Source organism: Tunturiibacter lichenicola (assembly GCF_051013355.1).
Taxonomy (GTDB): Bacteria; Acidobacteriota; Terriglobia; order Terriglobales; family Acidobacteriaceae; genus Edaphobacter; species Edaphobacter lichenicola_F.
On record NZ_CP132945.1, the window covers coordinates 235,250 to 254,157 of the forward strand.

Sequence of the window (18,908 nt, forward strand, 5' to 3'; positions counted from 1 at the left end):
GGAAGAGGATGAGGCATACGGGCGGAGGCGCGGTGCAGATGAAGTTGCGATTGGGGAACTGAAACTCAGATCATTAAGTCGAGGGAGGCTTCTGCATGCCCGAAGGTGGTAACTCAAACATTGAAATTGCACATCATCTTAGCGCGCACCACTTTTCGTCTACGGGACACAGGATATTGGAGACAGTTGAGGCGGTTGTACTGGCCATCGTTGCCATCCTTACGGCCTGGAGCGGCTATCAGGGTGCACTTTGGAATGGACATCAGGCCGAACTGTACAGCATCGCCGGAAAACTGCGAGTGCAGGCCGAGGGAGCAACAATCACCGCCAACCAGGAGCGCCTCTACAACTCCGGCACCGTGGTGGAGTGGCTCAAGGCCGAAGCGCAAGGGCAACAAAAGCTTGCGGACCTCTTCGAACGGCGTCTTCTTCCCGAGTTCCGTCCAGCCTTTGAATCATGGAAACAGACCGACCCGCTCACTAATCCCAACGCGCCCGCAGGCCCTCAACTCATGGCCGTTTTTCACTCCTCCAAAATAGATGAGGCTGCCAAATTGAACGAGCAGGCGGCATCAACCTTCGAGCAGGGGAACGTTGCCCGCCAGCACTCAGACGAGTACGTGCGCGTCACAGTAACGCTCGCCACCCTGCTCCTCCTAGTATCCATCGGGCAGCGTTTCAAAGTGCACACTGTGCGAGTCGGATTCGCGATCGTGGTTTCGCTCCTGATCTGCGTTCCGATCTATCGCGTCCTCAGACTTCCGCGAGTGCTAGCCACACCCGCGACATCGAGCACCGGCAACTAGGTCCTAATTTTACAAACTCAACCCGCCTCTTGAAGATCTTGTTCGTAATAGGTGTCCTATTTGTCGGTGACATATCTATCGAGCCGGTGGATGATTCTCCCTTTTAATAGTCGCGGGGGCGGTTCGTTAGGGGGAGACTAGGTGAAGTAGGCTTAGGCTGGTCATTCTGGCCCTCTCGCTCGTCCTCTGGAAGAAAGGGACGTCGGCCGACGATGCCATTCGCGCCTATGCACTGGTACTCATCATCATCGGAACGTCGTGCTGATCTGCGCTGGATACAGCAATGATCAAATCGCGCCCGCGATGGGCCTCTTCGGCACGGTCGCCAGTTACCTGCTTGGAAGGAAAGGAAGCCAATGGCGCGCAACAGACGTGCTCGATTCGTGCTCGGAATTCTGCTCGCGGCAATAAGCATAAACACCGTATGCACGCCGCAAATGGCGCCCAAGACTATTTCCATCATCCGCAACGACGCAATCTCAACAGTGACCGTCGAATTTCACAACGGTGACGAATGGAAACAGATTCCGATCGACGCACAGAAGATACCCAGCTAACGGGAGATCGCATTCGAGTTGCAACAACTCGCGACGACAAGGCCATTATCACCGTCGATCTGCTATCGAAGGCGGCAAGAAGTACCCGCTCTTCTGGAACGCCAAGACAAGCATGTGGGACTTCAGCAGTGCCAGTTAACCTTTATTAAGGTGAGCCACCTCTGCTCGACGAGCGCCAGTAGCATAGAGAGTCATCAGTTAGGATGCGGTGCGACGCGGCGTTCGGAGCCATGATGACTACGGTGATGCGCTACGTCGCGACCGACGTACAAGAGGCAATTGTTCCAGATTCAGGCCATTGGATTATGGAGGAGAATCCCTCAGCAACGACCAAATTCGTTACCAATTTCCTGAAATTCTAACGGAATAAGGACGGTCGTCATGACAGCGCGATCAGGCTCAGCCGAATCATATAGTGTGTCGCGACTGAGCCGCACCCTTCGTCGGGCCCTTGTGTAGACCAGCGCTTCCTAAATGAAGGCCTCATGAAAATCCGGATATTGGTTGCCGTATTGGCGCTAACTGCAATAGGCACTGGGGCGTCGGCGCAGTGTAAGAAGCCTGAAATCAGCCCAATATGGGATTCCAGCCAGAGCCAGTTCAGATGTGTTGATTCTGCAGTTGTGAATCGGTCCGATTTCGATGAGAGTGTCTCCCCGACCGGCACTAAACCTGCTAAAAGTCTGTCCCTCATCGGACGAAGGCAAGACCTGTAAAAGCAAAGCCAAGTCCATCTTCAATGCATGTTACAAAGGCTCGAAGAATGGAAACGATGATCACAACAGGTCGACCAGCACGACGAGCCAGACCGGTAAGCCAGACTCATCCACCTGCATGACGACATACAACCAGCAACAGCAGGCATGCCAGGCTCGTCGGCTGCCGCCTTCATCCCCTGGACAGCCTTCGGCTCCTGACACCTGCCTTCAGGACGCTCTGGCTGCGCAGAATAAGTGTCTGAGGAACAGCCGTTGACAGTAACAGCCAGTTCAAGTCGGAACTTTCGCACCGACAGACGCTGAGCAATGTGGCCAGATAGTTTGAGGTTGATGAGTGGCTAGCGACAGAATCCGTCGGTCCATGGCTCGCTCATAGAGCACCTCGACGAAACTATAGTAGGACTAATTGCGCGGAATGCATCCTCCAGTCCGTCTATTTGTCATTGTGCTGTTAGGAATTGTCCTCATTGGCCATATGCCAAAGTGCCCAATCTAAGTCACCATTCTGGTTTGGTGGGCATTCGTTATATACAAAACTATCCCTATGAATCATCAAGAAGATGCCTCCATCTCTGGGAACCGTTGGGGCGAGCCAAATCTGTCTCATAAAGTCCCTTCACTCCGAAGATCGTGTCACTAATGGCCCGGCAGGTGGTGCATGACCCAATGATTTTGTGCGATTCCGCAACGGAAGCACGACGAGGAAGACGATGACAGCTTGAGGCAGCAGGAGGATCGCGGAGGTCATTCTTGGATCCAGGCCCTGCTGCGGTGTCGCAATATTGAGCATCATCCTTTAGGGCTTGATACCAGCAGCTTTGCTGAGTCGCGCTGCGCCTTCACTCTCGGTCTGTACAAAGCGCGCGAACGCGGGTTGCGTCATTTTCATCGGCTCGCCCCCATGGCCAGCGATCCAGTCGCGCAGATCCGGTGTGGCCAGCGCGCGTGCGATATCCTTCGAAAGCTTGTCGACGACACCGGTCGGAGTGCCCGCCGGCACCCATATGCCATACCAAATAGGGAAATCGAATCCTGCGACGCCCGCTTCGGCGATCGTCGGCACCTCTGGAAGCAAAGTCGAGCGCCGCGTCGTGGTGACACCTAACGGCAACAGGTTGCCATCGTGGATTGAGGTTAGGGCGATGGAGATGGGCGCCATCATATATGTAATACGCCCTTCGATCGACGCGGCAAGAACATCGGCGATTGCATCGGTCGGCTGGGGAGGCACATCCACAACCTTTATGCCGGCCTCGAGATTGAATTTCACGATGCCCAAGTGTGTGCCGGTGCCCGCACCAGTGGAGCCAAACTTGAGTTCACCCGGCTTCATCTTCGCCATGGCAATGAGCTCGCGAACCGTGGTGATGCCAGCCGCTTTACCTGCGACGAGAACGTACGGCTGGTTGGTGAGCGAAGCGACCGGAATGAAATCCTTGAGCGGGTCATAGGAAAGCTTCTTCGAGAGTGTCGCACTGTAAGCCTGAGCGCTGGTGTTGATCAGCAATGTGTAACCATCGGCCGGCGACTTCGCGACGAGTGCGGGGCCCAGCGTGGCGCCCGCGCCGGGGCGGTTCTCCACGGTCACAGGTTGGCCCCACAGCTCGGAAAGCTTCGGGGCGAGGGCACGGGCCAACAGATCGGGGCCGCCACCCGCCCCGAACGGCTCAATGATGCGCACTGGCTTGGCTGGATAACCTTGTGCGGACGGGCCGAGGTTCGTTGAAGTTCTTGTCATGACATCAGGAGTTCCGGCACACCCGGCGAGAAGTACCAATAGCAACGTGATGAATCGAAGCCTCGGTCGCATAGATCTCGTCCTCGCGTCGCGCGGATATTTTCCGCGCTAGATCGTGCTCTTTCCACTCATCCGCAGCAGGATTGCCCCAGCGTAACAGCTTTTTGACCTCATCATGAGAGTCATGCAGCAGCCAAGGCCCAATGCGCGTTTGCCCATCCGGGCCAATGAAGTGCACCGACCAGTCTCCCGACATTACGTTTACGAGCACACGATTCATCACTTCCCTCTTGGATCTGATGAAAACAAGGGGGCCGACTTCGCTTCTAGCGTCTTCACCGTGTAGTCCAGCATCGTTTGCTCATGCCCTTTTGGATGCTGTTGACGCCACAATTCAAGCAGCAACACACCCGGCACCGGTAACCGTCCCGTTCTAAAACTGCTTCACGCAGCCCGCCGAAATATTCGTCGTCCTGGCGCTTCATGGTGTAACAGGTCGCACACAAGCCCAACGCGAGGATCGGAGACCGACCACAGCGACAATGCATCGCGCTTTGGACTGACTTCTTCAAACCTTTCCTTCCTGGATCATGCCGAGGTTGATATCGGCGTCGATCCAACCTTCTTTCCACGGTTGAGTGCGAGCTCTATCGAACGGAATCCCGTTCACTCGCGCATCTCCCCCAGCGTCGAAGAGAACTCCCCAAGTCGCTGTGAAGTCGTCCTCGCCACCCTCCGCAAGCACTTTCTGGTGTCGCTCCGCCTCAAGCAGCTCCGTGTCAGTGTCGTCCCAACCAACTCGCCAACAGTAATGTGCCGTTTCCGATTTCGGAATTGCACGCAGCCGGGCGCAGTTGCAAAAATTTGAAGGGAAAATAAGAGTGAGAGAGTCTGGCATAGAGATGGCGGAATCTAAGCGAATGCGGTTTGCAACTGCAGCATGGCCTCAGTCATGATGGATGGCCCGAGTCCAAAGGCGCGCTCGACCAGGCGAACCTCTCCTCGTATTCCTGCCGATAGCATCCAGAGTTTTGCTTGTCCTTTACGCAAGGCATGCATCAGCTCAAATCCTTTGATGGTTGCGTAAGCCGTCTTCATCGACTTAAACCCAAGCGTGGGCTTGATCCGGCGTTTTAGTTTGCCGTGATCGGCCTCAATCACATTGTTGTGGTATTTGATCTGACGATGCTCTGTTTCGCCGGGAAGTTTGCCTTCGCGTTTGAGGGAAGCGATGGCCTTTCCGTAAGCGGGGGCTCTGTCGGTGTGGATCACAGAAGGTCTCTCCCATGCCGGAAAGCCCTTCAACGCCTTGCTGAGAAACCGGCTTGCTGCTTTTGTATTCCGTGTCTGGGAAAGATAGAAATCGATTGTTTGCCCGTGCTCATCCACAGCCCGATAGAGATAAACCCATCGGCCACGCACTTTGATATAGGTCTCGTCGACATGCCAACGACCTGTTGGGCGCCAAGCCCAGCGCAGGCGTTTCTCGATTTCAGGAGCGTAGCGTTGAACCCAGCGATACAGCGTGGTGTGATCCAGATCAACGCCACGCTCTTCCATCATCTCTTCCAGATCGCGATAGCTGACCCCGTATTTGCAATACCACCGCACCGCCCACAGGATAATCTCGCCCACAAAATGCCGCCATTTGAAATCACCGCTCATCCCGTTTGCCTCTCACCCGGAAATCCCTGCCCACCGACTCCATCATCGCATTTCATGTATCGTTTTTTGCAACAGCACCATAAAAGGCGCTTCTGTTTACTAACCCAAGCCTAACTTCTCAACATCGACCTTAGTTCCCGCAGAGTCGTCGTGTCAGCTCAGCCGGTCGATGCAACACTATCTAATCAGCTGATCCACAAAATGCTTACCCTGAAGAATTGATCAGTTTGGCTGATGTGGCCAAACCTAGCCTGGGTAAGGTTCCGGCTGATCTAACCCCTAGCCAGCGCTTTTAGATTTTGTTTTCAATGAATTTGGGTCTGAACTGAGTGTTGCGTCGACCCATTGAGACCACCCCGTTTTCCGGGCACTATGGCGGCGTGAACGAACAACCTTCAAATTTGGGACGTTGATGACGCGGATAACCGAGAGAGGGAAAGAACGCACATTCATTTGCAGAGAATGCGGGAGTGCTATCGAAAGTGATCGACCAGCATGATGTCGCTGTTTTTGCCGACCAGTGAATAGAGGATCCAGCGGCCATCGGGCGAGACTGACAGGCCACCACCGAAATCCCTGTCCGCTTCAAAGATTGGGCGTACTTGCTTGGTAGCGAAATCAAAGTAGCGAAGAGATCTGGGGGCATCGGCAGGAACAAAATAAATACCTCCTTGAGAGAGGGCCCAAAGGCGGGAGTTGCTCAGGCGAGGCAATCCCTCCACTTCTGATTCCGTGCCGGGCTGCCCCGGCAGAGCTACTTTCTTCAGCGTCGATTTCTTCTCGTGACTTGCAAAATATACCGTCTTCCCCTCGAAAGACTCCTGCGGACTCATCGCATCGGTATCTTTGGAGAGTAAAAGGGCGTCTCCTCCGGACGCAGGGCAGCGATAGATTCCCATCCTGCCAGATCCGTTGGAACTGAAATAGATCCACTTTCCATCGCGGGACCAGTGGGGTCGAATTACGTCGGAGATGTTTGTGATCAGTTTTCTGGGCTTCCGTTCGGCCACGTCGGCGACAAATATTTCCCAGTGCTCTCCGGGGTGCGAGTCAAACGCTATCCTGTTTCCGTCCGGCGACCATTGCGGACTGCCACTCTCATAATTGGGGTTTGAGATCTGGACCAGGTTGGTGCCATCGTTACTGCTGATCCAGACTCCCTGCAAGCCAGATCGTAGAGACGCAAAAGTAATGCGCTTTCCGTCCGGAGAGTATTGAGCGTTCCACTGTGCCCGCGAGGAAGGGATGAGTTCTACGGCCGGAGATTCCGGCTGAAGCAGGTCTCGACGCCGGATGTCTGAGTTAGTGAAAAGAGAGCTGTAGGCAAGCTTGTCGCCCCTGGACGAAACTGTGGGCTGCGATGCGCTTCCTGCGATGGCAAGCTGTTTCGTCGAACCATCCGCGACGGTGACTTCATCGAGTTCGCCTGAGCTCCCATGCGAAAGAGCATAAATGAGTCTCTTGTCGTCAGCCGACCACGCCAATCCGCCTGGAGAAGCCTGAAATAGTGAGATCATCTTCGGCTGACCGCCCGCAATCGGTAAGGAATACAGAACGGTCTCAGCCACGCTTCGAAAACACCAGTAGGCAAGATACTCGCCGTTGTGGGAGAACGCTGGCAGACCTTCACTAACGCACTGTGGACTGATTGGAATCGGCTTGGTCTCCAATGTTTCCGTGGAGAGGAGATAGATCCTTATGTGTTCCCCTTCTTGCAAAGCATCGGCCAACGCGATCCACTTGCCGTCCGGCGACCAACTAATGATCGAGCCGGTTTCACCGGCAATCCGGGTGGGGCGTAATTTTCTCTCAGGGCCGCCCAGCGCAGGCACAACGTAAATGCCCGAATCAGCGCCGGCCAGGCGGTGAAAGGCGATCTGTGTGCCGTCCGGCGACCATGCAGCACTGATCCATTCCGATGGAAGCTGTGTTAGGCGGAGAAGAGTTTCGCTCCCTATGGCCTTTACGTACAGGTCGAAACCCTTGGCCCCACCCTTTGGATCACCATTCCAGGCGAAAGAGATTCTGGACCCATCGGGAGAGAAAGCCGGGGAAGTCGCGACTCCGGAAAACGCCGTGAACGGTATGACAGTCAGTGCCTCCTGCTCTTGCGGACGCTGCGGCCGATGCCATCGATAGGCAAGGACGCCTGCGAGGGCAAAGACTAAGATGGCGAGAACGCCTGCGGCGATCTTCAGCCACGTTTGACGAGAGCGAGAGCCCCGCTCCGGTTCGACCGTCACTATTGGAACTACTTGCAGTACTGGCGGCTCCAACTCACCGATGAACCGATACCCCCGCCGCGGCAGCGTCTCGACAAAGCGCGGGCTCTCGGTAGAATCACCCAGCACCTCGCGAATCTTGTTGATGGCTGTATTCAGGTTGTGATCGACGTCGACAAACGTGTCCGGCCAGAGCCGCTTCTGCAATTCCTCCCGCGTCACCACGTCGCCCGGACGCTCCAGCAGAATGCTGAGCACCTGAAACGGCTGGCCGCCGAACTTCTGCTTCACTCCGGCCTTGCGCAATTCGCCGGTGCGAAGATCAACCTCGAAATTCTCAAATCGCAGGAGTCGAAGCTGGTGCTCTACGTCTGCCATCGCTGATGTCCTCGCGATCTGTGGCGGTACCGATCACATCTCTGGACTACCAGAGAACACCGTAAACGCCTAAGCAGCAGTCAGTTAGGCAATGGGAGATTCTTTCGACCTTTCATTGACCCCATTTTACCCGCAATCGATTGAGGTAGCCCCGCCAAAGCCTCAGTGTCGCCTCACCTCGCACCAGCGAGGCGGAGGTCGATATGAAACACCTGTTCTCCAATCGCTGTATTCCGTTGCTGGTCTCTGTAACCATGGCGACAGTTACGCTTTCCACTCTGCAAGCCGAGTCGCACTGCCCGGCAGGCATCGCCAGTGTAACCCCGCGCTTCGTCCAACGCGCCCTAATTGTGATTCCCGTCAGAATCAACCAGGCAGGCCCGTTTGATTTCATGGTGGATACCGGTAGCCAGGTTACGGTTATCGATCCATCGCTGGCCGCGGAGCTCAACCTCAGGCCTCAAGGTAGGGTCGGCCTTGTTTCCGTTGCAAGCGTTGCGCAGGCGTCTGTGACTCTTCTGGACAGATTGGAAGCCGACTCCCACGTAGTCGAAAAATCACCTGCTATCGTCCAGGACCTTCGGCAGATTCAGACAGCCGATCCCCGGATTCGGGGAGTTCTCGGCGAGAGCTTCCTCGCTCACTTCGATCTGCTCATCGACTATGAGCACAAATTGCTCTGCCTCGACGAGACCAGTGCGATGCGGGATAGTGTGCGCGGTGAGCACGTTCTCTTTGTGCCTCCGCAACATCCTGCGGACGAATTGCCCTTCATGGAACGGCTGGTTATTTCGGTTCATCTCTCCGGGATCGGAGCTCGGGCGATTCTGCTGCAACTCGACTCCGGCAGTGACGGTCCGATCCTTTATGCAGGCAGCAAGAATCCGGAAGTCCAGGTACTGGTGCACTCTGCAGCGCTGCAGGGAGGCAAGACAACCAATGCGCAACGGGCTTTTGCTGTCGTGCCGCCACAGACTATGCAGATCGGCAACCAAATCCTTAGCAACATCTCATTCGTGACGCCAGTGAACATCCTGGAGAGCCTCCCAAGCCGTCATGAAGACGGCTTGTTGCCGACCGTGCTCTTCCAGCGAGTCTTTATCAGCGGTCGAGATCACTACATGGTCTTCAACCCGAAGTGAGGCGACTTCGCTCGTCTGGCAGGAACGGATACCGCCTCCGTACTTCTAGTTGAGATAGCGCTTCACCACCGACATCAATTCGTCGGCGGCCTCAAGTTGCGAGGGAAGGGTCTTCTGGTTTGGGTCGAGCACATGAAACCGCAGATGTCCCTCAATCAGTTCGGCCATCAAGCCGTTCAGAGCACCCCGGCAGGACGCTACGAGCTGCAAGATTTCTTCGCACTCTTCCTCACCCTCCAGAGCGCGCTCGATGGCTTCGGTTTGTCCCTTGATGCGGCGGATGCGCGACAGCAGTTTCTTCTTATCTTTCGTGGTGTGTGCCAAGGGCACCTCCTAGTCAAATAATATACTCCACTATACTATAGTGGAGAAACAGATTCAGATCTGGATAGGGGCTACGGTCAATCATGAAGAACGAAGAACAGCGGTTGCATTGGGACCAGAAGTATCAGGAAGAGATGGCCTCGTTGACCAAGCCCGATCCATTCTTTCTGTCGGCTTACAAGGAATTTGTAGAGGATTCATTCCCGAACGCCGGGGTTGTTCTGGACCTGGCCGGGGGGCTCGGCAGACATGCCTTATGGCTGGCAAGCCGGGGATGGCGGGTGAATGTCGTAGACATCTCCGAGGTGGCGATCAACAGGCTCCGTCAGACGGCGCTTCAACTCGATTTGGAACTGGATCTTTTTGCGATGGCTGCCACGGAATACCAATTTGAACCGGCGCAGTTCGACCTGATCGTGGTGTTCTACCACCTCGATCGTGCTCTCTCCAAAAAGATCGTGTCCGCTCTGAAACCCGGTGGTGTCCTCATCTGTAAGGCTAGCCTGCGGTGGGATTCCCCTGAGAGGTGGATCCCGGCCAGCTCTGATCCCCTACGCAGAAAGGAAATTTTGTCGCTCGCTCCAGATTTAAGCGTGATGTACCACCAAGAGCGTCCCGTGCTTGAGCGTGGTGTTGTAGAGTTTGTTGGAAGAAGACCAGGAGCCACAACTGAACTTGGCAAATCGTAGACTATGCGACGATAAGAGCACTCGTTGGAGGTTCTTTATGTTTGAAGAGGCCCCTGCCTCCTTGGACCAATACCCAAGAGTCGCCGCACATCAGACGGGGCGCGACTGGTTGCAAATACGTTACGCATTTATCAACCAGCAGCGCAACACGTCTTTACGCTCCTAGCGCTTTTGCCCGGGGCGATGGTTAGTTTTGGGGGCACCTCAAGAAAGGGAAATTTATGTACGCTAAGGGGTGCCTTGATGGAGTCACTACACTAAACGCCAAAAATCGTGCGATAAGAAATAGGGCTCTCCTTGCCAGGAGATGCCCCTTGTCAGCTGTGAATGCACCCGACGGCTGCGATTCTTAAACACGATAGGACACGACTCCATGCGCCCAAACGACTTTACCAAAATGGCTGGAGAAATGCGGATAACGTTTAGACAAACTCCGCGATAAACCATTGTGAAGCAGAGAATTCGGAGAAGGCGATGAAACGTTTAAAGATTTTCTTCTTTCTAATTGCCACTACTCTTACTCGTGGTCTTAACGCGCAGACGCTAGGCGGTAGCACGACCATCGACATCGATCCATCTACTAATATCATTACCGCAACTTGCGAGACAGTAGAGGATGATGGCGACTACGAAGCAGACGTGCAATGTTCAATTTACGACAGTTCTGGGAATAGGCTTGCCGCACAAGGATATATCGACCATTCCGGACAAGGCTACGCACAGGTTGTTCTTACCATACAAGCCAAGCTGGGACAACCTATACAGCTACTTCACAACATATTGCAATCTCCAACATTACCGACCTTCCTTCAGGTCCAGGCAAACCCACCCTCTATGAGGATTATTACAACTATAGCTCTTCGAACAGGGCGGAACAGTGACATACCCGGATTCCTACGCCTGGGAAGGTCCAGGGCCAGATGTGCAAATTCGCAACAAAGTCATCACAGTGGGTGATACGACCGCTACAGTGAGTGGCACCCCACTTCCATTGCTGGCACCGACCTGCACGGTCAGCGGGAGTCTTTTTACACTTGAAGCCAGTTGGGGATTCTTTGGCGGATGTGTACTAAGCGACTACAAAAGATTTCCAACGTCTGCAGGCGGAAGTTGCGGTTCCAATCAATGTTACCAAGTTCCCATAGACGCAACTCATTATTCGCAAACCTGCGCTTCAGGACCAAGATATGCAAATACAGCTTGCACCAAATTCGTCGACAATGGCTTCCCATTTTCAATAGTTACAATAGGCCCATAATTGTATGGAGGACTCTTATGCAGGGAGACGGATTTATACAGACTTCAACCAGGGCAGTTTCACGGGTCGCGATTACTGAGTCTGTCCAACAGAGAACTACGCCCAGGATAGCAAGCCTTATCGGCTTTCTACTTTTCTCCACGGTTACGGCACGGCCCCAACGTTCCGATGATCAAACAGTATTGTTGAAAATCGGATGGACCAACATTGAGCTTTCCCAGCCCTCACGGGTCACGCTGTCCGGATGTTTATTGGTTCTCTCAGATGGCTCTTTTCATATGGAAAAGAGGTCTCAAGTATTGCCCGAACGGACCGCAACACTCAAAATCTTGGAAGGAGTGGAGACCACCGAACAGTTAAGCAAAATGAAGGCTCTCCTTGAAGATAAGATAGTTGTCAATCTTCCCGATTATCAATTTCCAGCACCGCCTTTAGCTAGCAGTTCCATTGAAGCCGTCAAGGCGGAGATATTCCGTGGTAAGACGGTGCAGAAAATCCGTTATGCCATATGGAAAGATCAAGACAAAAATGACTCAGTCGACGGTAAGGAGTCTGCAGACAAACAAGTTGAAGTGAAAGCCGCCTTGTTCCCCTTACTGCAATGGAAAGATAGCCTGCAGGGCACTGAGATCGACGATCCTGATCCCCAATCGCTTGGTTGTTCCTTTGAAAACTAACTTGACCAACTCTTAGAGAGACTATTACTTTCTATACTTTTGAACTTGGAGCGCCGATATCACAGATACCCCGACGTCGGGATTGAGCTCATTGGGGACAGCTCAAGAATTGGAAATTTATGTACGCTAAGAGCGTGGGGGCGCGCATTTCTGAGTGTTTCTTGGGTCAAACTGCGGGCCTGAGTATGGCGCGATAGAGCGTGGAACGGGCTATGCCGAAGCGGGCAGCGATCTCGGCGACAGGCATGTCGGCGGTTTTTAGCAATGCCCGGATGGTCCTTATCTCCTTGGGCGACAGCTTTACGGGGCGGCCTCCCTTGCGCCCACGAGCGCGAGCAGCCGTGAGACCCGCGATGGTTCTTTCACGTATTAGGTTGCGTTCGAATTCGGCCAGGGCGGCGAAGACATGGAAGACCAGCCGACCTGTCGGAGAGCTTGTCTCAATCTTTTCTGTCAGCGATTCAAAGTTGATGTTCCGCAGTTCGAGCTCTGCGATGAGCTTCACCAGGTCGGCTAGATTTCGTCCGAGCCGGTCAAGGCGCCACACGACGAGGGTGTCGCCTTCTCGTAGACTCTTGAGGCAAGCTTCAAGTTGTGGTCTTCCGGTGTTCTTTCCGCTGGCTTGTTCTTCGTAAACCTCCCTGCATTTGGCGCGCTTCAGGGCGTCATTTTGCAGGTCAAGTGTCTGGTCCTCGGTCGAGACTCGTGCGTAGCCGATTCGCATGTCCCAAATCTTAGCAAGGCAAGGATATTTCGGACACAGATTTCAAGATAAGTTGTGAGACACTTCTGAGCAGCGAAATGGCTGGGATCTGGGGCGGAGCGCCATTGTCCTGAAAACCTCCGTATTCGCTACACTCCTCGATCATGCCCCGTCGCGAGCTGCTGACCTCTTCAGAGCGCCTTGAACTGCTCGCCTTCCCAACGGATGAGGGAGAGCTGATTCGCCTGTACACGTTGACGAAGACTGATCTGGCCTTTGTCAGACAGCATCGCGGGGACCACAACCGCCTCGGCATTGCGGTGCTGATGAGCTATCTCCGCTACCCGGGAAGAGTGCTGGCGGGTGACGAAAGGCCGCACGGTCCTGTTCTCGATATTGTCGCCGGACAGCTCGGAATTCCGGTCGATGTGTGGGATGTCTATGCGGAGCGCGATGCGACGCGGCGAAGCCATCTGCTTGAGCTGCTGCCTCGGTTGGGAATGGAGCAGTTCGGGACCAGGCACTACCGATCCATCTCGGCCTGGCTTGATCCGACAGCCTTGCAGACGACGCGGGGGAGCGTTCTCGCGCAAACCGTTGTAAATGAGCTTCGGAGACGGCTGATCGTTCTTCCTCCGGTTGCGGTGATCGAACGTCTGTGTGCCGAAACGATGACACGTGCACAGAGGAAGGTTTTCGCTCTTCTCACCGAGGACCTCAACCTTGAACAGCGCACCAAGCTGGATCAACTACTGGAACAACGCGAGGGAAGCCCGTACAGTACGCTCTCTTGGTTACGGATGCCGCCGGGAGCGCCCACCCCGAGAGCCGTACTCGGCCATATCGAGCGGCTCAATGCAATCCGGGATCTTGGGTTTTCTTTGGAGGTAGGTCATAAACTGCATCAGAACCGTCTCCTGCAGCTCGCCCGTGAAGCCGGCCAAACTGCGGTGTATCAACTCAAGGAGTACGAGCAGGCTCGGCGTCACGGCACGCTGGTCGCGCTGATGATAGAAACGGCGGCGACGCTGATCGACGAAATCATCGACCTCAATGACCGACTGATCGGCAGTTTCTTTACCAAGTCGAAGAACAAATACGAACGAGCCTTTGCCGAACAGGGCAAAGCCATCAACGATAAGGTTCGGCTCTACGCAAGAGTTGGCGCGGCTCTGGTCGATGCCCGGGAGCAAGGGCGCGACCCGTTTGCGGCAATTGAAGCGATCGTACCCTGGGACTCTTTCTCTGCCAGCGTGAAAGAGGCGGCGGAACTCGCGCGGGATCAGGACTTCGATGCGCTCTCACTCATTGGAGAGCACTATCCTCAGCTTCGGCGCTATGCCCCCGCGTTGATCGAGACTCTTCAACTTCGTCCCACTCCGGTTGCACGCGAGTTGGTCGAGGCGGTTGAAATGCTGCGGGAGATGAACCGAGACGGTCTGCGGAAAGTGCCCGAGCGCGCACCCTTAGGCTTCATTCGCAGACGTTGGGAGTCGTATGTGCTCGGTCCTGAAGGCATCGACCGTCGCTTTTACGAACTCTGTGTCATGGCTGAGTTGAAGAATTCGCTGCGCTCGGGCGATGTATCGGTAGCTGGCTCCCGCCAGTTCCGCGACTTCGAGGACTACCTCATGCCGCACTCCGAGTTTGATCGCAGGCTCGCACAAGGCCAGATCCACGTCACTATTCCTACGAACGCCGCTGCGTACATCGAAGAGCGGATGTCGCTGCTGCGCAGTGCTCTCGATCAAACGAATGCTCTCGCTCGCGAAGATCAACTGCCAGATGCAGAGTTGAACAGTGCGGGACTCAAGATCAGCCCGCTTGAGAACAGCGTTCCAAAGGAGGCCGAAGCCCTTCGGGATGCCCTCAGTAGTATGCTTCCACACGTCAAGATCACGGACTTGCTGATGGAAGTGGACCGCTGGACCGGCTTCACGCGGCATTTCACTCATCTCAAATCGAACGAGCTGGTGAAAGATCCATCGCTCCTGTTAACGGCTATTCTGGCTGACGCAACGAATCTCGGCCTCGGTAAAATGGCCGAATCGTGCCCTGGCACAAGCCCTGCCAAGCTATCGTGGTTAGTCGCATGGCACATTCGCGATGAAACCTACTCGAAGGCCTTGGCCGAAGTCGTCAATCATCAGCATCGCATTCCGTTTGCCGCGAACTGGGGCGAAGGAACCACGTCATCTTCTGATGGCCAGCGCTACCGCGCGGGCGGCCGCGGTGAAGCGGCCGGTCAAGTGAACGCAAAATACGGAAATGATCCCGGCGTTACCTTCTACACTCACGTTTCCGACCAGTACGCGCCCTTCCACACCAAGGTCATCAACGCGACTGTACGGGATGCGACGCATGTGCTCGATGGCCTGCTCTATCACGAGTCCGAACTACGGATCGAGGAGCACTACACCGACACCGCCGGCTTCACCGATCACGTCTTCGCTCTGTGTCACCTGCTCGGCTTCCGCTTTGCACCTCGCATACGCGACCTGGCTGACAAACGTCTTTATGTGCCGGACAAGCCTGCACAATGGTCAGCGCTCGACTCCATGATCGGCGGATCCATCAATACGAAGATCATCGGACAGCAACTCAGCGAGGTCCTTCGGTTGGCCGCATCCATTCAGCACGGTACCGTCACCGCGTCCTTGATCCTGCGCAAGCTCGGCTCCTATCCTCGCCAGAACAGCCTTGCCCTCGCTCTACGCGAGATTGGAAGAATTGAACGAACTCTCTTCATGCTGGCGTGGCTCGAAGATCCGGCACTGCGGCGGCGTGTCACCGCCGGTCTAAATAAGGGCGAAGCCCGCAATGCGCTGGCACGAGCGGTATTCTTCAACCGGCTCGGCGAAATCCGTGACCGCTCCTTCGAAAATCAACGCCATCGCGCAAGCGGGCTGAACCTAGTTGTGGCTGCGATCACGCTCTGGAATACCGTTTACCTCGGACGCGCAACAGGACAGATGACAAAATCATGGCAGGTTGAGCAAGCCTTGCTCCAGCACGTCTCCCCGCTCGGCTGGGAGCACATCAATCTCACCGGCGATTACACTTGGCACACGAATAAACGGGTAGCCAAAGGCGGCTTCAGACCTCTCCGAGGCCCCCGAAACGGCTCCGGCGGCCCTTAGCGTACATAAATTTCCCTTTCTTGAGGTGCCCCCGTTTTGGAGAAGTGATGGGAAGAGTTTGCGCCAATCATATGGAGTCTTGCTGCGGAGAACACCGTAGATGGCATGAAGCAACTTACGCGCTACCGCAACCAACGCCTGAAGCCGCGCTTTATGCAGCAGTTCATAGAAAGCTTTCATTCGTGGATCGCAACGCGAAGTAACCAAAGCAGGCATATAGAGGGCACGGCGCAGGTGACGGTTACCAGCGCGGCTCATGCGCGATAGCTTCCGAACCGAGGTGCCGGAAACTTCGTGCACGGGATCGAGCCCGCTGTGGGCGACCCACTCGCGCACGGTCATATCCGATGAGAGTGCACAGAGTTCTCCGAGCAATTGAATAGCGCTTATTTGAGCAATGCCTGGGATGCTTGTCAGAAGCGCATATCGCTGTCGCAGTTCGTCGTTCTGCCGAACCAACGTCATCGCATAACCTCGCAATTTACGAATACGTCGTCCTGTCGCAATCACGAACACTACCTTGCTCGCCTCAAACGCCCGGAAGAGACACTGTTCCGAGCGTTTATACCGCTACGCGCATTTGGAACTTTTGCGCAACTGGTTCAACGATCTGCACTACGCCATGCCCAGGGTTTACCTGCTCACGAAGTCGTAGCAAACCAAATCCCTTCAGCTTGTTCACATCTCTGGTCACTGAACCCCTGTTGCGGCCCAACTCTTGTGCCAGTGCCGAAATGCTAAGCCGCTTCGTCCGGACGACCTGGCAAATCCGCACACGCTGGGCTGTCAGGCACTCCATCATGTCTAGAGGATCAGCGAAGGTGATGATTTTCTCCGCCTCTAGCCGTTCACCGTTCTCTCGTTTAGAGGCACGGTCAAGTGAGCGCTGAACGTGTCCATCAATTCCGTCGGTAAACACCTTAGTCTTCATAGCTTCTCCTGATAGCCTCAACTTCTCGGTAGAAACGCTTCGCTGTCGCCAAATACCCTCTAAACTGCACTGGTCGAACATCCCCGTTGCTGTGACGCTCATGAACGCCGTGAGCGTTATCAAAGCCAAGTATTCGACCTTTGTCCACTCTGGTTATGTGGGGTAGGAGAAAGGCGAGGTTGTATCGGACGACTTCGCCCTCAACGTTGACCCATACCTCTTCCCGGAGAATGCCGATCCCCCCGGCGCACCGAAAGCGCGTTTCATAGTCGGTGTCCTTGCGCAGGTCAGCACGTCCAGCCATATACAAAGAGTATCCCAGATGATGCCGACGAAGCAACACCTGTTCCTGTTTTGCCTCTATCGCACGGCTTCGAGCAAATCGCTGTAGTAGGTTGGGTTCCAGTTCTCAACTGCTTTTAGGCATGCCGCAACAACAACCTTGCATTCGCTGGTATCTGGAATGAGAAGAGAACGATTCAATGTGGTGTTGTGAGAATAGTCGTTGATGAACTTCCAAACGCGCTCTCTTTGTATAGGGTCAGGTGGCCCAACTCTACAGTGAGTCGATCAAGGGCGCCAAGAGAATACGAGAAGATCATTCGCTGCCGCTGGCGATGACCCCTCTACACGAGCTATTCGCGCCGGTACGGAATCGCTACGAGCAATTGACCGGAATGAAGGATTGTCATGAGGCGGCAGTGATGCACCACCGGCTATCGCTTTATGGTCCCCCACGTGAGCGGTGCGGTAAACCTTTACGAACCCCACTCGCCAAGCTGTGTGGAGGCTGCATGTTTCCCGGGAGTCGCTAAAGTTGCCGCTCGACTTTCCGGGAACTCGGGTCCAGTGCTGAGACGTCAGGCTGGATTGGCAAACGGAAAGCACGTTTCACAGGACTAATAGTCAAAGATCGGCTCAGGCTGAGTTCGATGAGTGGCTTAGTCTGTTCACGTTCCCCAACGGCTCAGTTAGTCAGACTCGATGCACGTTACCTCGATATGGAACCTATTCGGTAACTCCGTCGTTAATCTGTCCGCAGTCCATACGCAGGGTCCCGTTGTCGTTGAATACCAACCCGTAAAAGCGGAGGATACTGCCCGCGGCGGCCGAACTCTTGTTGAGCATCTGCGTGTTGCTGTCGGCGTAAACCACAACCGTGTTCGGAGCTGTCAGCAGCGTCGTCTGCCCCGGCTGCACGGCGAATTGTGGGAACAGATCGTATGGGGCCAACGTCACAGTGTATTCGGTGAACCCGCCCTCGCTGGAGATCGCGCTAATCGTACCGTTGATCGTTTGCGGCCGCAGAATCATGGTAGTCAGTGGAAAATATAGAGGGTCGGGCATGTTGGCCGTCGCTTGTGTTGTTATAGTCACGCTCTGCCCGGGCACTACAGTCGCGGAGTTAAAAGTCGCTTTGAAGGGAAGGGACGCCAGATTTTTGAATTGGTCCGAAGGCTCGAACTGTGAGTTGCCGAAATTGACATAGCCAAATCCGCCGAGTCCTGAGGGCAGATAGCCTTGCTGTGCCTCCCCAATGAGATTCGCGACCGGTGTGGAGTTGGAGACTAATATCAACGGTCCGGTGGCTACAGTCAGGTTTGTCGTTTCCGTGCTGATTGCCGAAACTCTCGTAGCCACGAGCGAGCCATCCTGTTGAAGGGCCACATCCATATCTATGGGCACTCCCGCGGCAATCATCGACTCGCCACGAGCGGCCAGTGCAGCGGTCAAAGCGATTCCATCGCTTGATGAACTCCGGCGTATACCGTCGAACCCAGCGCAGAATCTTCGTATGGGCAAGCTGGAGTCCTCGTTCGGCCATCATCTCCACCAAGTCACGGAAGCTGAGCTTGTAGCGCAAATACCAACGCACGCACAGGAGGATCACCTCGCGGTCAAAGTGCCGTCCTGCAAACAACTCTTCGATGTTTCTCAGCCTGCCCATTGTCAGCCCTC

15 protein-coding genes and 2 pseudogenes are annotated in these 18,908 nt (G+C 54.9%); 6 read left to right on the top strand and 11 right to left on the bottom strand.

Annotated elements, in window-relative coordinates:
- The first annotated feature begins 95 nt into the window (after positions 1-95).
- On the top strand, positions 96-806 hold the full coding sequence (locus RBB82_RS23915; RefSeq protein WP_433975613.1) for a hypothetical protein: 711 nt from the start codon (positions 96-98) through the stop codon (positions 804-806).
- A gap of 356 nt (positions 807-1,162) precedes the next feature.
- The gene (locus tag RBB82_RS23920; RefSeq protein ID WP_433975614.1) at positions 1,163-1,363 is read left to right on the top strand and encodes a hypothetical protein; all 201 of its coding nucleotides are present in this window, start codon (positions 1,163-1,165) and stop codon (positions 1,361-1,363) included.
- A gap of 1,515 nt (positions 1,364-2,878) precedes the next feature.
- Here RBB82_RS23920 and RBB82_RS23925 read toward each other — a convergent pair.
- From RBB82_RS23925 to RBB82_RS23945, 5 genes are all read right to left on the bottom strand, one after another.
- Positions 2,879-3,820 carry a Bug family tripartite tricarboxylate transporter substrate binding protein gene (locus tag RBB82_RS23925; protein WP_433975615.1) on the bottom strand — a complete coding sequence of 314 codons (942 nt, stop codon included), beginning with the start codon at positions 3,818-3,820 and terminating at the stop codon, positions 2,879-2,881.
- A 4-nt stretch (positions 3,821-3,824) separates the two neighbouring features.
- Positions 3,825-4,100: a hypothetical protein gene (locus tag RBB82_RS23930; RefSeq protein ID WP_433975616.1), complete on the bottom strand. Its 276-nt coding sequence runs from the start codon at positions 4,098-4,100 to the stop codon at positions 3,825-3,827.
- Between the two features lie 288 nt (positions 4,101-4,388).
- The gene (locus RBB82_RS23935; RefSeq protein ID WP_433975617.1) at positions 4,389-4,565 is read right to left on the bottom strand and encodes a hypothetical protein; all 177 of its coding nucleotides are present in this window, start codon (positions 4,563-4,565) and stop codon (positions 4,389-4,391) included.
- A gap of 167 nt (positions 4,566-4,732) precedes the next feature.
- Positions 4,733-5,485 (bottom strand): IS6 family transposase, encoded by a 753-nt coding sequence (locus RBB82_RS23940; RefSeq protein ID WP_433975605.1) that lies wholly within the window; start codon positions 5,483-5,485, stop codon positions 4,733-4,735.
- A 473-nt stretch (positions 5,486-5,958) separates the two neighbouring features.
- Positions 5,959-8,085, bottom strand: coding sequence for a winged helix-turn-helix domain-containing protein (locus RBB82_RS23945; protein WP_433975618.1), 2,127 nt, complete (start codon positions 8,083-8,085; stop codon positions 5,959-5,961).
- 203 nt (positions 8,086-8,288) lie between these two features.
- Between RBB82_RS23945 and RBB82_RS23950 the strand changes: the two genes are divergently transcribed.
- Positions 8,289-9,227, top strand: a complete 939-nt coding sequence (locus tag RBB82_RS23950) for a retropepsin-like aspartic protease (protein ID WP_433975619.1) — start codon at positions 8,289-8,291, stop codon at positions 9,225-9,227.
- A 45-nt stretch (positions 9,228-9,272) separates the two neighbouring features.
- Here RBB82_RS23950 and RBB82_RS23955 read toward each other — a convergent pair whose 3' ends face one another.
- Positions 9,273-9,551, bottom strand: coding sequence for a metal/formaldehyde-sensitive transcriptional repressor (locus RBB82_RS23955; protein ID WP_433975620.1), 279 nt, complete (start codon positions 9,549-9,551; stop codon positions 9,273-9,275).
- Between the two features lie 83 nt (positions 9,552-9,634).
- Here RBB82_RS23955 and RBB82_RS23960 point away from each other — a divergent pair, with 83 nt between their 5' ends.
- Together RBB82_RS23960 and RBB82_RS23965 are read left to right on the top strand one after the other, a co-directional pair.
- Positions 9,635-10,240 carry a class I SAM-dependent methyltransferase gene (locus RBB82_RS23960; protein WP_433975621.1) on the top strand — a complete coding sequence of 202 codons (606 nt, stop codon included), beginning with the start codon at positions 9,635-9,637 and terminating at the stop codon, positions 10,238-10,240.
- A 1,275-nt stretch (positions 10,241-11,515) separates the two neighbouring features.
- Entirely contained in the window at positions 11,516-12,175 is a 660-nt protein-coding gene (locus tag RBB82_RS23965) for a hypothetical protein (RefSeq protein WP_433975622.1), read from the top strand.
- Between the two features lie 166 nt (positions 12,176-12,341).
- Here the strand turns inward: RBB82_RS23965 and RBB82_RS23970 are convergent, their stop codons facing one another.
- Positions 12,342-12,899 (bottom strand): recombinase family protein, encoded by a 558-nt coding sequence (locus RBB82_RS23970; protein WP_433975623.1) that lies wholly within the window; start codon positions 12,897-12,899, stop codon positions 12,342-12,344.
- Positions 12,900-13,042: 143 nt separating this feature from the next.
- Here RBB82_RS23970 and RBB82_RS23975 point away from each other — a divergent pair, with 143 nt between their 5' ends.
- Positions 13,043-16,018, top strand: coding sequence for a Tn3 family transposase (locus RBB82_RS23975; RefSeq protein ID WP_433975624.1), 2,976 nt, complete (start codon positions 13,043-13,045; stop codon positions 16,016-16,018).
- A 174-nt stretch (positions 16,019-16,192) separates the two neighbouring features.
- On the opposite strand, the pseudogene RBB82_RS23980 reads toward RBB82_RS23975, so the two are convergent.
- The 4 genes and pseudogenes from RBB82_RS23980 to RBB82_RS23995 form a co-directional block, all read right to left on the bottom strand.
- Positions 16,193-16,483 (bottom strand): annotated as a pseudogene (locus RBB82_RS23980) (IS110 family transposase); the annotation flags it as partial.
- A gap of 97 nt (positions 16,484-16,580) precedes the next feature.
- Positions 16,581-16,949 carry a hypothetical protein gene (locus RBB82_RS23985; protein ID WP_433975625.1) on the bottom strand — a complete coding sequence of 123 codons (369 nt, stop codon included), beginning with the start codon at positions 16,947-16,949 and terminating at the stop codon, positions 16,581-16,583.
- Positions 16,950-17,957: 1,008 nt separating this feature from the next.
- Positions 17,958-18,683 (bottom strand): hypothetical protein, encoded by a 726-nt coding sequence (locus RBB82_RS23990; RefSeq protein ID WP_433976024.1) that lies wholly within the window; start codon positions 18,681-18,683, stop codon positions 17,958-17,960.
- Positions 18,646-18,897 (bottom strand): annotated as a pseudogene (locus tag RBB82_RS23995) (IS6 family transposase); the annotation flags it as partial. The gene RBB82_RS23990 and the pseudogene RBB82_RS23995, both read right to left, overlap by 38 nt.
- Positions 18,898-18,908: the final 11 nt, after the last annotated feature.